Origin of the sequence: Idiomarina xiamenensis 10-D-4, from assembly GCF_000299895.1 — a bacterium.
GTDB lineage: Bacteria > Pseudomonadota > Gammaproteobacteria > Enterobacterales > Alteromonadaceae > Idiomarina > Idiomarina xiamenensis.
The window spans coordinates 1-13047 of record NZ_AMRG01000011.1 but is presented as its reverse complement, the minus strand read 5'-3'; the positions used below and the strand labels follow the sequence as shown (position 1 = coordinate 13047).

Annotated in this window: 15 protein-coding genes and 1 pseudogene; 14 read left to right on the top strand and 2 right to left on the bottom strand. The window is 52.0% G+C overall.

The window, feature by feature from the left end; translation table 11 throughout:
- Position 1 precedes the first annotated feature (1 nt).
- The 8 genes from cpaB to A10D4_RS09025 are packed head-to-tail and all read left to right on the top strand — an operon-like array spanning position 2 to position 7591.
- Positions 2-763 carry a Flp pilus assembly protein CpaB gene (gene cpaB / locus A10D4_RS09060; RefSeq protein ID WP_008489111.1) on the top strand — a complete coding sequence of 254 codons (762 nt, stop codon included), beginning with the start codon at positions 2-4 and terminating at the stop codon, positions 761-763.
- Positions 763-2091, top strand: coding sequence for a type II and III secretion system protein family protein (locus A10D4_RS09055; protein WP_008489109.1), 1329 nt, complete (start codon positions 763-765; stop codon positions 2089-2091). The genes cpaB and A10D4_RS09055 overlap by 1 nt, the downstream gene beginning before the upstream one ends.
- Before the next feature lie 34 nt (positions 2092-2125).
- On the top strand, positions 2126-3418 hold the full coding sequence (locus A10D4_RS09050) for a TadA family conjugal transfer-associated ATPase (RefSeq protein ID WP_008489108.1): 1293 nt from the start codon (positions 2126-2128) through the stop codon (positions 3416-3418).
- A complete protein-coding gene (locus A10D4_RS09045) occupies positions 3419-4300 on the top strand; it encodes a type II secretion system F family protein (RefSeq protein ID WP_008489107.1) in 882 nt (293 codons plus the stop codon). It begins immediately after the preceding gene.
- Positions 4301-4302: 2 nt separating this feature from the next.
- Positions 4303-5103 (top strand): type II secretion system F family protein, encoded by an 801-nt coding sequence (locus A10D4_RS09040; protein WP_008489106.1) that lies wholly within the window; start codon positions 4303-4305, stop codon positions 5101-5103.
- Positions 5100-5576, top strand: coding sequence for a DUF192 domain-containing protein (locus A10D4_RS09035; RefSeq protein ID WP_008489105.1), 477 nt, complete (start codon positions 5100-5102; stop codon positions 5574-5576). Before A10D4_RS09040 ends, A10D4_RS09035 begins: the two co-directional genes overlap by 4 nt.
- On the top strand, positions 5566-6048 hold the full coding sequence (locus A10D4_RS09030) for a tetratricopeptide repeat protein (RefSeq protein ID WP_008489103.1): 483 nt from the start codon (positions 5566-5568) through the stop codon (positions 6046-6048). Before A10D4_RS09035 ends, A10D4_RS09030 begins: the two co-directional genes overlap by 11 nt.
- Positions 6041-7591 carry a type II secretion system protein gene (locus tag A10D4_RS09025; protein WP_156812125.1) on the top strand — a complete coding sequence of 517 codons (1551 nt, stop codon included), beginning with the start codon at positions 6041-6043 and terminating at the stop codon, positions 7589-7591. The genes A10D4_RS09030 and A10D4_RS09025 overlap by 8 nt, the downstream gene beginning before the upstream one ends.
- Here the strand turns inward: A10D4_RS09025 and smpB are convergent.
- Positions 7572-8048 (bottom strand): SsrA-binding protein SmpB, encoded by a 477-nt coding sequence (gene smpB, locus A10D4_RS09020; RefSeq protein ID WP_008489100.1) that lies wholly within the window; start codon positions 8046-8048, stop codon positions 7572-7574. The genes A10D4_RS09025 and smpB overlap by 20 nt on opposite strands.
- A gap of 106 nt (positions 8049-8154) precedes the next feature.
- Here smpB and A10D4_RS09015 point away from each other — a divergent pair, with 106 nt between their 5' ends.
- Genes A10D4_RS09015 through sixA form a run of 3 tightly spaced genes read left to right on the top strand, consistent with a single transcriptional unit; the run spans position 8155 to position 9536 of the window.
- Entirely contained in the window at positions 8155-8586 is a 432-nt protein-coding gene (locus tag A10D4_RS09015; RefSeq protein WP_008489099.1) for a type II toxin-antitoxin system RatA family toxin, read from the top strand.
- A 31-nt stretch (positions 8587-8617) separates the two neighbouring features.
- Complete coding sequence (locus tag A10D4_RS09010; RefSeq protein ID WP_008489098.1) at positions 8618-8980, top strand: RnfH family protein; 363 nt, start codon at positions 8618-8620, stop codon at positions 8978-8980.
- A 34-nt stretch (positions 8981-9014) separates the two neighbouring features.
- Positions 9015-9536: a phosphohistidine phosphatase SixA gene (sixA, locus tag A10D4_RS09005; protein WP_008489096.1), complete on the top strand. Its 522-nt coding sequence runs from the start codon at positions 9015-9017 to the stop codon at positions 9534-9536.
- A gap of 24 nt (positions 9537-9560) precedes the next feature.
- On the opposite strand, the gene smrB is transcribed toward sixA, so the two are convergent.
- Complete coding sequence (gene smrB / locus A10D4_RS09000) at positions 9561-10088, bottom strand: endonuclease SmrB (protein WP_008489094.1); 528 nt, start codon at positions 10086-10088, stop codon at positions 9561-9563.
- 108 nt (positions 10089-10196) lie between these two features.
- Here smrB and prmB point away from each other — a divergent pair, with 108 nt between their 5' ends.
- The 3 genes and pseudogenes from prmB to A10D4_RS08985 all read left to right on the top strand — a co-directional run bounded on the left by prmB (position 10197) and on the right by A10D4_RS08985 (position 13043).
- Positions 10197-11123, top strand: coding sequence for a 50S ribosomal protein L3 N(5)-glutamine methyltransferase (prmB, locus tag A10D4_RS08995; RefSeq protein ID WP_040502820.1), 927 nt, complete (start codon positions 10197-10199; stop codon positions 11121-11123).
- Positions 11124-11129: 6 nt separating this feature from the next.
- Positions 11130-12210: pseudogene (aroC, locus tag A10D4_RS08990) on the top strand (chorismate synthase).
- A 137-nt stretch (positions 12211-12347) separates the two neighbouring features.
- Complete coding sequence (locus A10D4_RS08985; RefSeq protein WP_008489091.1) at positions 12348-13043, top strand: hypothetical protein; 696 nt, start codon at positions 12348-12350, stop codon at positions 13041-13043.
- Positions 13044-13047 lie beyond the last annotated feature (4 nt).

Below are 13047 nucleotides of genomic sequence, written 5' to 3'. Positions count from 1 at the left end.
CATGCGTTGGCAACCCTATCAAACCTTCATGGTGGTTATTATCGCGGCGTTAATACTGACGGTACTCACGGTAACGCTAATTAGTCGTTATGTCGAACGGCAACAACAGCAAGCGCTAAGCGCGCAGCAACCGACCATGTTGACGGTGGTAGTGGCCGCCGACGCTCTTGCTGTCGGCACGCGTATCGAGCAACAGCACTTGCGTCAGCGACGTTTACCCGATAACGGATTAGCCGGTCAATGGCTAGCCCCTGAACATGCAGCAACACTGCTTGGCAGACGCTTGGCCGTTGCTGTAGAAGCTGGACAACCGTTGGCATTTAATCTATTGCAACCGGCCGCAGCAGCGCTATCCGAGGTGCTACAAGCGCAGCATTATGCGTTGACGTTGAGTGCGGATTTATTGAATAGCCATCATGGCCTTATTCAACTGGGAGATCGGCTTGATATGGAATTCTTAGATGGCGCTGAACCGCCGATATTGGCGCTACCCGTGGTCGCCATCGATCAGCACTTATCGCAAACCGCGCTATCACCACGGTACAGCAGTGCCTCATCAGCAGACTTGAGCGGTGGCTTTATTCCACAGTCGCTAACGTTGGCATTGACCGCTGAACAGCGTCGACGATACCAGCGCGCATCGACTGCCGGTGTACGGCTGTGGTTACGCAGTCGGCTAATGGCGGCTAACGTCGAACAGGTGGCAACGGCAGAATCCGCTGCGCCTATCCGTATTAGTTATCTAAAACAGGTGACGGATTAATGCAAAACGATAGCTGTCATGTTCGCTACGGCGGGTTGATGACGCGGCTACAAACGTGGATACCCGTTTGGCTGGCGCTGATGTTGTTAGCGGACACTGTTGCCGCTGAACCAATGAGCTCAGGGCGTTCGGATAACGACCAATATAGTCAGCCAATAGCTACCATAAGCGTCGTTGAGCATCAATTGACGGTTGGCGATGTTGCCGTTTGGTCGATGTCCGCCGCAGAACTTATTGTTGCCGATCAGGAAACGCTATTAATACACCCCATCGGTGCTGCACAAGTGGCGCTATTACCACAGCAAAGCGGTGTGGTTGAGGTGTTACAAGTTAACAGTCAGGGGCAAGTGAGTACGCGCCATATTGTCCATGTGCAAGCGCAATTAAAGCCCCGGTTGCTGCTGCAATTACAGCACTTGAAGCAGCAACAGCCACAATTAAGTTGGCGTCAACATCAAGGTTTCTGGTTGCTAACTGGCGAACTAACTGCAAAGGCTAAGGCTCAGCTAGCTGAGTTGGTGAGTGACTATCCAGACGTGCTCGACCAAACCCAACAACAGGTAACGGCGGCCGAGATGATCACCATTCAAGTTCAGGTTTATGAAATGGCCAGGCAACAGCTACAGCAGTTGGGGGTAGATTGGCAGCAACCGGTGCTTGGTCCGGCACTGATGGAAAGTGGCTTATTGCAGTGGCGTCCGGCTCTGATGTCGCAACTGCAAGCGCTACAGCAAAGCGGCCAAGCACGATTATTGGCGCAACCACAGTTACTGAGTAAGGATGGCGCCAGCGCTGATTTTCTCGCGGGTGGTGAATTGCCGATTCCGCAGGTTAGTAGTGAGGGATTACAGAGCGTTACTTTCCGGCGTTATGGCGTGCAGTTATCGATCAGTCCAAAACTGACTGCAGCCGGAACTATTCATGCCAGAGTTAGAGCGCAGGTTAGTAATATCGATCCGGCCACTACCGTCGCCGGTATTCCTGGCTTACTCAGCCGTGAAGCGACCACCGAATTTGATACCCAAAGTGGCAGTACGCTGGTGCTATCGGGTTTATTGAATCAACAAAAAAGTGAATCGCTAAAGCGTATTCCGGGGTTGGCAGATGTGCCGATTATCGGGCACTTTTTCAGTCAGCAACAAACGCGTACCGAGCAGCGCGAGCTGGTCATTTTGGTCACGCCACAACGTCTGCAGGAGCGTCAGCAGCAACTCGCTAGGGTGACTCAGGCACAACGACATCGACGGCAGATTGAGGCGGCGATGGGGTGTAATGGACTACGTGAGGTCAACGTTGATGCCGAGTCACATAGCGTACTTAGTGACTAATGGATCATTCACTTAGCAAAGGAAGCCAAACTGAATGTCTACCTTAACAACGCCTCATGGCGTAGCCGAGAGCTCAGCGCTAAAAAAACTAAACGCCGAGCAGCAATACATGGAGCAGCGCTTGCAGCGGCGGCTCGATCAACGCGATCCGCAGCTAGCGATGATGAACGAGCAGCAACTGCGGTGTTTTGCTGAACAGTATTTACACAGCGAATTCCGCCTGCCGCAGACTCAGTCGTTAGCTCCTCAGGTAGCAGCGGCTATCGCTAACGTTGTCGGCTTAGGTGCGTTAGAGCCTTTGCTGGCCGATGACGAGGTTAGCGAGATCATGATTAACGGTTATGATCAGTTATTCGTTGAGCGAGGTGGAAAAATCACCCAACAAGCGCAAGCATTTGCTAGCGAGGGCGCATTGCTGGCGGTGGTCGAGCGCATGGTCACGCCGCTCGGACGGCAGGTCGATAACGCCTCACCGTTGTTAGACGGTCGCCTCAGTAACGGTGCTCGCATTCATGTCGCGTTAGCCCCGGTCAGCCTTAACGGACCGGTGATCACCATTCGTAAGTTTCGGCGCGATGTCATGAGCTTAGAGGACTGGTTAAGCAATGATGGTTTATCGCAAGCGGCGGCTGAGTTTTTGCGTTGGCGAGTAGAGCAGGGCGACAACATCATTGTTGCTGGCGGTACTGGCAGTGGTAAGACGACCCTGCTGAATGCATTAGCGCAGGCGATTCCTGCTCGACAACGGGTGATCACCATCGAAGATGCCGCCGAACTGCAGCTGCAGCAGCAGAACTTAGTGCGCTTGGAAGCGAGACCGGCGAATCATGAGGGAGCCGGACAAATCAGCATCCGTGAGCTGGTGCGCAATGCGTTACGCATGCGGCCTGATCGTATCATCGTCGGCGAATGTCGAGGTGCCGAAGCGCTGGACATGTTGCAAGCAATGAACACCGGTCATGATGGTTCGTTGGGAACCATTCATGCTAACTCGCCACAAGATGCGCTGAAACGCTTTGAAATGATGGTGTTAATGGCAGGGTTTGAGTTGCCGGTACAGGCGGTTCGGCAACAGATTGTCAGTGCCGTTGACCTGTTGGTGCAACTGAAACGTCACAGTCATGGCTTACGTCAGGTCACAGCAATTAGTCAAATCACCGGCATGGAACAGCAGGCGATTCAACTACTGCCATTATTTGAGTTAGCGCCTTCCGCGGGCGACGCTTACGCAAGCGATATGACGCTTAATGCCACCGGAATGCTACCACCATACGCCGAACAGTTAACTCATCATGAACGTCAGCAATTGCTGGCATGGTTACTTTAAATGTTACTTATCGCAGACCTCGGTGCAGCACCACAGTCGTCTTCCGCGTTGTGGTTGATGGCGAGTTTGTTGCCGTTATCGCTGTTGTTGTGGTGGTTGGCTGTGCGACTGCTTTGGCGGCTTAATATGTGGCATCGGGTTGAGCAAAGTACGCAACAGAGCTTGTTAGAGCTATTTATGTTTACCCCCGCTAAACGGCTCATGTTGTATTGGTTACTACTGCTGTTGTTGCTACATGGGCTGGCATTATTGTTACTGCCTTGGTCACTCCAACTACCGTTGTTGTTGCTCAGCGTGTTCTTGCCGCGACGCTTATTTGGTTATCTCTGGCGCCGTCGCCAACAGCTATTGCAACAGCAACTGCCGCGCTATCTGCTCAGCTTAGCTGGTGCAATGCGCAGTGGTAGTAGTTTGACTTTAGCGATTCAACAACAGCAGCCGGGTTTACTCAAGCCTCTACAACAAGAGATCGGTTTGTTGCTACAACAGGTTCGTTATGGCAAAGGCTGGCAAGCCGCATTACAAGCGTTGGCGGCGCGTGCGCCGTCCGATTGCATGATGATGTTTGTGCACACCGCTATGCTTGGGCAGCGCTATGGTGGTCAACAAGCGCCAGTGTTTGAACAATTGGCGAATACTCTTGAGCAACGTCTGGCCATGTTTCAGCGGCAGCAAAGTTTGACTGCGCAAGCGCGCTTACAAGGACAGCTCTTGTTCGCCATACCGTTCCTACTGGCAGCCGCGCTTTGGTGGATACAGCCAGAACACATTGGGCTACTCTGGCAGCATCGTATCGGTCAATGCTTACTGGCGCTTTGTGTCATATTGATGTTACTGGGTCGCTGGCTTATGCAGCGCATGATCGAAGACGGGCGCGGTTAAGCATGTTACTGGTGATCCTGTTGTTTTGGCTTGTGCTGACGTTTGGCGGTTATTGGTTGATGCGCTATCTGCATTGGCCGCAGCGAGTCTGGCGCTGGGCAGAAGACGCCGCCGAGCAGCGGCTAAAGCACTTGCCGAGAGCATTATGTGAGCGCTGGCAGTTATATTTAACACACTGTCATGCTGACTACCGTTTAGCGCGCTGGTTTTTGCAAACAGCAGTGGCTCTGTTGTTGTTAATCTTAGCCGTATCTGCGTTATCCCTAGCGCCGTTTTATCTATTGCTATTGTTGTTGATGGTGTTGCCGTTAGCGCGCGGTAAAAGACGTTTGCAACAACGCTTAACGTTGGTGGAACAGCAGCTTCCAGCATTACTTGATTTATTAATGATGCTAATCAGCGCCGGTGCTCCCATCAGTTTGGCGCTACAACAACTGGCTCAGCAATTGGGGCAACGACCAGGCCATTTTCATCAAGCGTTGGCCCGCACGGCGGTACAACTGCGGCAAGGTATGACGTTATCTCAGGCTTTGCAACGTTTGGTCTTGCAATACCCGTTACCGCGCTTACAACGGCTACGGCAATTATTGATTCAACTGCAACAGAGCGGCCACAGCAGTGCTCGTTTACTGGCTTTTGAGGCTGATGAGCTGCGGCGGGAGCAACTGCAACGCGCTGAGAGTCACGCCCAACGAGCTACCATCAAAATGTTGCTGCCGTTGGTTCTGTGCTTTTTTCCTGTCAACTTCATCGTGTTGCTGGGACCCATTTTTATTCAATTAACCCAAGGAGGGGGCTTATGATGTCGGTTTATCTGGCACCGAAAAATGCTGACTTAGCTGCAACCAGCAGCGCATCCCGAGCCTTGTTATTATGGTCGCAGGTGGCGATCAAGCAGCGCTATTTATCGCGTTTAGATGGCTTAACTCGCTGGCCCTACTGCCAGCAATCGGTGATTTGGCTGCCACATTGCCGGCGTATTCATAGCTTTGGTATGCGCGCCCCGCTGGATATCATCGCGTTAGATAAGCAGCGCCGCATCGTAGCGGTGGTTAGGCACTTGGCTGTGCGCCAGTTGCAACAGTTTCCGCGCACTGCCAGATCGAATTTAACTGGCCGCGTCGATAGTTTGATTGAATGTATCGCTGGACAACCATGGCCACTGTCGGCTTGGCTAGGCCGCCGTTTGCTGTTTCAGGCACCGTTGGCTGCCAAGCATACCGATAGCAACGCCGAACTAGCCAGGCAAGGAGTAGACGTTAAGTATGAAGCTTAATCGTTTGCTGCTATTACTGTGGTTACCGCAACTGACGGCATGTAGCTCGCTATCGCTACCCGTAGTCAGCTATCTGCCTGCGGCATGGCGTGCGCCCGCTAGCGCCGAACAGCAGTTACAATGGCAACAGCAGGGCCGCCGTGCTTACCAGCAAGGCGATTTATTAAGCGCTGAGCAAATTTGGTTAACTTATCTAGAGCAACAACCTAACGATATCATCACGCGCCTACAACTAGCCAATGTGCAATTCAGGCAAGGCCGATTGGATGCCGCGCAGCAGAATTACCAGCAGGTGTTGCGGCTTGATAGTCGAAACTCAACTGCTTGGCATAACTTAGCCATCGTACAACTTCGACAAACTACTGCGTCGTTGCTGTCGGCGCGTCAACAGCAAGTGTTGGATGAAGACGGCGAACGACTGTTACAACTGCTGCTAAGATTGCAACGAGGTCAGCAGCTAGCAAATGACTAAGCCATTGCCAAGGACAGGTTTCGCTTTACTGATGGTGTTACTGTTAGTCACCATTATCAGTGCACTATTCATGACAACACCGTCACTGCAGCTGTCGTCGCAACGACACTATCGTCAGTCGCAACTCTTGCAGGTGATTCAAGCGCTGTACCGCTATCGTCAACAACAACGACAATGGCCAAGTGATTTGCAGGTATTGAATGACTGGTTGCCAGCACCGTTGTCTTATGCAAGTTGGCATTGGCGTCAGCAGCCAGAGCCGGTGACTTCGGCATTACACTTACGTCTACCCGAGCAATGGCCTAACCAGTCCGACTGGGCAATTTATTTTAAGGTCGTTAGCGATGAGTTAGGTGATTGGTTGGTGCTGCCCGCGCAGTTATCAACCACTTCGGTTAATCAATTAGCGCAATTACTGCCACGTGATGCCGAGCAATCCGCGAGTATGTTGACGACGCTAGATTTAGCGAATCATCCGATAAGCAACAGTGCCACGGTAACGGCAAAGCGAGTTCGCATCGAACAAGCCAGAAGCGATGACTTGCAGGTCGAACAAGCCAAACTAGCGCAGTTGAGCTTTAGTCAGCCCGCTACCACCATAGCAATAGCTGCAGATACCGTAAAAATTAATGAGTTACAGGCGATAGATGTGGCCAGCCAGCAATTGACTGCGGAACAAGCCGAGGTGCAGCGCGTTAACGCTGAGGCGGCGCAGATAGCCGCGGTGGCTAGTGAACAGTTGCTTGCGCAAGCGTTGCGCTCTGAGCGCGGTCAAGTGCACGCGCTGCAGGCTAAGCAAGCTGAACTACAACGTTTAATCAGCCTTTATCCATTGCATGGCAAACAACTCGACACGCCATTTTCTAGTGTTGATGAAAATTATCGGCAACTAACCGAATTACAGCAGCAAATGCAGCGTTGTATGGCCGCTGATGGTTGGTGCCAAGCCCCGCAAACGCCCACTTTTTCATTGACTTGTGAAGGCTGTCAACAACAGCAGGAAGGCACCGATTTTAGCGCTCGATTAAGCATTGCATTAGCGGCTTGTGTGCACGGTTGCGATTATCAGCTAAGCCTGCCGCAGGGCGTGCATAGCGATTGTCCGCTGAATGGGCGTATTGCCGCAGTTAAGTCGCCAGCATTAACCGCCCATTGTCGTTTAAGCGGGCAACTGACGTTACCCACCGCGATTGAGGGGGAGCTGGTGTTAACGGTGAAAAGCGGTAAAAAGGCGAGCGCTCAACGCCAACGGCGGTTAGCCTTGCACTGGCAGCGGTCTATTCAGACTTGCCCGGCGCAGCGTGTTAGCGTGACGGTACTCAACAGCTCACCACTACAGGTACTTAGCGCACAAATGAGTGCCGGCAATGTTGGTCAATTACAAAATACTGGGCCGTTGACCTTTCAATGTTTTCCTAACGCCCCTGGTGGTGACCCGATTAGACGATGCTCGGCTATCTTCCGTTGCCAAGCGAGCGGTGAGTGGCTACGAGTCTCTCACCGAATACGCTGCGCTTGCATCGTTAACGAACCGCATGCTTAAGCACGCGTTCTTTTTGGCGCTGCCAGTCACGCTCTTTTATAGTATCGCGTTTGTCGTGTGACTTTTTACCCTTGGCCAAGTAAAACTCTAGTTTGACCCAACACTTTTTCCAATACATGGCAGTGGCTACAATGGCGTAGCCCTCGCGTTCCGAGGCGCCGATGAGGGTATCCAGTTCGCGCCGCTTTAACAGCAGCTTACGAGTACGTTCAGCGTCGCAAACCACATGGCTCGAGGCCGAGTTCAGCGGTTGAATCTGACTGCCGAGTAGATAGGCTTCGCCATCTTTGATGATGACGTAACTGTCGCGAATGTTCACTTTACCTTCGCGTATACTTTTGACTTCCCAGCCTTGCAAACTTAAACCGCCTTCGAACTTATGTTCAAGGAAGTATTCGTGCCGCGCCTTTTTGTTCAGCGCGATAGTGCCGCCGGTGCTATTGTTTTTTTTGCTCATGCGCGCATTATACCAGTGACTGGCAAAAAGAAAATTGCTTTCGGGGCTTCAATGTTGCGTCAGTTGCGTTATCATTCGCTCAATTTTCATCGTGGAAGCCAAAATTATGGCGCGAATAGAGCGCACCGCGTTGGTAGCATACAGCGCAGAGCAAATGTTCGACTTAGTCAACGATATTGACGCGTATCCGGAGTTTGTACCGGGTTGTGTTGGCGCACGCGTATTGCAACAAACAGACGACGAAAAAGTTGCCGAATTACAGATTAGTAAAGCCGGTATTCGAAAATCGTTTACCACTCGCAACCACCTGTTGCGACCGCAACGCATCGATATGAGCTTGGTTGATGGGCCGTTCAAACGCCTGTCTGGCGGTTGGCGTTTTGAGGCCTTAGACGAGCACGCTTGTAAGATCATTTTTGAGTTAGATTTTGAATTTTCCAGCCGCCTATTGGGCATGGCTTTTGGTAAAATATTTAACGAAATTACCGGGCGTATGGTCGATGCTTTTGTTAAGCGTGCCGACCAAGTTTACACCTAAAGTCTGATTTACATCGGGATAAAGAGCGCTAATGTCTGAAGCCATGATCACCGTTGAAGTCGCTTATGCCACACCGGCCAAGCAGAAAATAGTTACCGTGCGTGTAGCTGAAGGTAGCACCGTTGAAGATTGCATCAAGCGTTCGGCGATTCAGCAGCATTTTCCCGAGATTGACTTAACCGAACAGAAAGTCGGCATTTGGAGTAAAACCGTTAAACTGGATGCCGAGCCGCGCGACGGTGACCGTATTGAGATTTATCGCGCACTGATTGCCGATCCGAAAGCAATTAGACGCAAACGAGCTGAGCAGGCCAAGGAGTCAGGGCGTGCGGATAAAGTAACCGGTGGACGACCCAATCCCCGTCGCAGTCAAACGGATGACGCGGCGAGCTAGGAAGGGGCGTTAACCGAAACATCGTAAAACGCTTATGAAACTTTATATTATGCGTCATGGTGAAGCTTCTGCAGTCGCTGGCGCTAGTGACGCCGACCGGCGCTTAACGGTTGCCGGTGAAGACGAAGTTGACTGCCAAGCAAATGTCCTGCGTAAAGCGCTAACCAGTGACGCCACAGGCTCGTCGACTCAGGCTGAATCGCTGACCGAGTTAGATTGTTGTTACGTCAGTCCGTTAATTCGCGCTCAGCAAACGGCAAACATCGTGCTACAGTCGGTGCCGACAAGTGCCCGTGTGAATGACGCCGATGTCACACCAGACAGCAACGCTGATTTGTTTACTGAATGGCTATTGATCGATTTGGCAGCGCGTGGTGCAAAGACCGCGTTAGTGGTGTCGCATATGCCGTTTGTTAGCTATTTGGTGAGAAGTTTAGACAGTGCGCAAGAGCCACCGATTTTCTCCACCGCGGCGATCGCTGAAATTGAGTTGGATGTCAGCACCGGTCGTGGCCGTTTATTGCAAATGCATAGCGCTGCTCATTGTTTTTCTTAACCTGATGACGGCGTTAGTGCTGTTTTAGCTTTGTACCCGCAGTAGTACCAAAATAGCGGCATCACCGCCCCAAGCTTGCGGCGCCTGATGAAAAGCTCTCACTAATGGGTGTTGCACTAGCCAGTGCGGCACCCGTTGTTTTAAGACTCCCTCGCCATAACCGTGCATGATACTGCAGCAGGCCACTAATTCGCGTTCACAACTGGCTAACAAAGCCGCTAACTCGCGTTTTGCCTGAGCCTGCGTCAGACCGTGCAAATCCAGTAATAAATCAGGTTCGAAATCGCCACGACGTAACTGCTTGGCTAAATAAGGATCTTCACCGTCGGCAATATATTTCAGTGGACCGGCGCCAAAATGGGCTTCGAAAACATCGGAAAAGTGATGGCTGGCGTTGCGTTGCGCACGTTCATGTTGTTGTTTTAACAGCGGTGATTGACGCTTTTTGGCGGGAGGATGTACCACTTTATCCTGCTTTAAACGCCGAGTTCCTTTGACCGACTGGCGAAATAATGTCGCGTCACTCTCTGGCTGTTGGTCGGAATTTTTCATGATTGGTCGCTTGCTTGATGTAAACCGAGCCCGCTTTGGGGTATCTTATGGCGATAGTTCATGCAGTATAGAACAACTGCGCAGCGCACAACAGGGCGGAGAGAGATTTTGGAACGAGTGTACTTAGAACAGGCGGTAGCCGATTTAGCAACTATCGATGATTATTTGCGCTGGGGCATCAGTCGCTTTAACAGCAATCAAGTTTATTTTGGCCATGGTACCGACAACGCCTACGACGAAGCTATGGTATTACTCATGCACGTTTTAAAAATAGAGCCGCAGGCGATCGAACAGTTTCGCCATTGCCGCCTGACTGAGCGTGAACGCGTTGCCGTGGTCGAGCTTTTTGCTCGTCGTATCCGTGAACGTATTCCGGCCGCTTACTTAACTCATCAGGCCTGGTTTGCCGGGTTACCATTTTATGTCGATGAACGGGTGTTAATACCGCGTTCACCGCTTGCGGAACTGATAGAGCAGGGTTTTCAGCCGTGGTTGCAGCAGCCGCCACAGCGTATTTTGGACCTTTGCACCGGTAGCGCCTGTATCGCCATTGCTTGTGCTTATGCATTTGACCAAGCCGAAGTCGACGCCGTCGATATTTCTGAGGACGCTTTAGCCGTTGCCGAGCGCAACATCGAAGAACACCAGCTCAGTCAGCGTGTGATACCGCTACAGTCCGATTTATTCGACGCCATTCGACAAGAGCGCTACGATTTAATTGTCAGCAATCCGCCTTATGTTGATGCCGAAGACATGGCTGATCTGCCGGCCGAGTATCGACATGAACCCGAGCTGGGCCTAGCCGCTGGTAACGATGGCTTGATCTTGGTTGAGCGTATCTTGCGGCAAGCAGCCGACCAGCTAAATGAGGGTGGTATTCTGATCTGTGAGGTGGGTAATTCGATGGTGGCGCTAAGCCAGAAATATCCACAAATTCCGTTTACTTGGTTGAGTTTTGAGCGCGGTGGCGATGGCGTGTTCTTGCTGACCCGCGACGAGTTGCTGCAAGCACAAGCGTTGTTAAGGGAGTCATAACGGTTTATGGCGGGCAATAGTTTTGGCGAATTATTTCGGGTTACCACTTTTGGCGAGAGTCATGGCGAGGCGCTCGGCGCTATTGTTGATGGCTGCCCGCCGGGGGGCAGCCGATTTACAAGCCGACCTCGATCGACGTAAACCCGGTAGTAACCGTTTTACCACGGCACGGCGCGAAGCCGATCAGGTGCGTATTCTGTCGGGCGTGTTTGAAGGCGTAACTACTGGCACTCCGATAGCCTTGCTGATTGAAAACAGCGACCAGCGCTCGCAAGATTACGGCGATATCAAAGACCTGTTTCGTCCTGGCCATGCCGATTATACCTATGAACATAAATACGGCATTCGTGATTATCGGGGTGGCGGCCGCTCGTCGGCGCGGGAGACCGCTATGCGGGTGGCGGCTGCGGGTATCGCGAAAAAGTTCTTAGCACAGCAGGGTATCAGCATTCGTGCTGGTTTGAGCCAAATGGGTTCGGTTATCGCTGAGCAATGGGATTGGCAGCAAGTTAACCAAAATCCTTTTTTTAGTGTCGATGGTAACGCCGTTGCCGCTATGGAAGAGCTTATTCGCGAGTTGAAGAAAGCCGGTGACTCGGTCGGCGCCAAAGTGCGTGTAGAAGCTCATGGTTTGCCCGTGGGTCTTGGCGAGCCGGTATTTGATCGCCTCGACGCCGATATTGCTAAAGCGCTGATGAGCATTAACGCGGTTAAAGCGGTGGCTATTGGTGATGGCTTTGCAGTGGTCAATCAACGCGGTAGTGAACATCGTGACGAACTAACACCCAGCGGTTTTTTAAGTAATCATAGTGGTGGTGTGCTGGGTGGTTTATCAACGGCACAGCCATTGCTTGCTGACATAGCCTTAAAACCAACCTCAAGCATTGGCGTAAGCGGCCAAACCATTGATCGTTTTGGTCAGCCACAAGCTATTGTGACGAAGGGGCGGCACGACCCTTGTGTCGGTATTCGTGCGGTACCTATTGCTGAAGCCATGGTGGCGCTGGTGGTTATCGATCATTACTTGCGACATCGCGCCCAATGTGGCGATGTCACCCAAATTACACCGAATATTGAGCAACGCTGACGGCGTCTAGCCCCAGTCGAGTGCCGGTGTTGCGACTTATCGACCAAATCTTGCGGTTAATGGCGAGGCGTTGATGCCGGTATCAACGCCGGCTTTGGTATGATGCAATTACCATCATAAAAGCATCAGGATGCACTATGTCACGGCAACGTTTTTTTACCCCGGTAAGGCGGTTTTGGCTGGCCTCAATTTGCCTTAGCGGCTCACTACAGCTAGCTCAGGCCGCGCCCGTTAGCGCTATCGATAACGATGGCCTCGCCAGCCAAGCAGCAACCGCAACAAGTGATACGCAGCGACCGCTCACGGTGACTGATATCATGAAGTTTCGCGCTATTGAGGGTTTACAACTCAGCGACCAGGGCGACTGGATAGCTTACGAGGCGCGTCCTGACCGTGGTGACAGCGAGGCCATATTTCGTGCCTTGCAAGCCGATACCGAGTGGCGAGTGGAGCGGGGTACCGCGCCGCAAATCGCTAGTGACCGCCAATGGGGCTTGGTCAAGCAGCTGGCGCCGTTACTCGAACGTGAGCAAGCGGGTAAGAAAGATAAGCCAGCAGCGACGGCGGTGCTGGTTAATTTGCAAAGCGGTGAGCAACAAGTTTTTGCGGCTATCCAGCGTGCCGGCTTTACCGGAGACGCGACTAGCGCGGTTTTCTTGAGCGATACGCAGAGCGCGACTAACAGTGACTCGCAAAACACTGACAAAGAATCCGATGAAAAGCCAGCGCAACCGACCTTAACTTCCAACTTAATTCTGCTCCAACTGGCTTCACAGCAACAACAACACATCAATGATGTCAGCCAGTTCGCGGTTGCCGAACAAGGACCATAATATG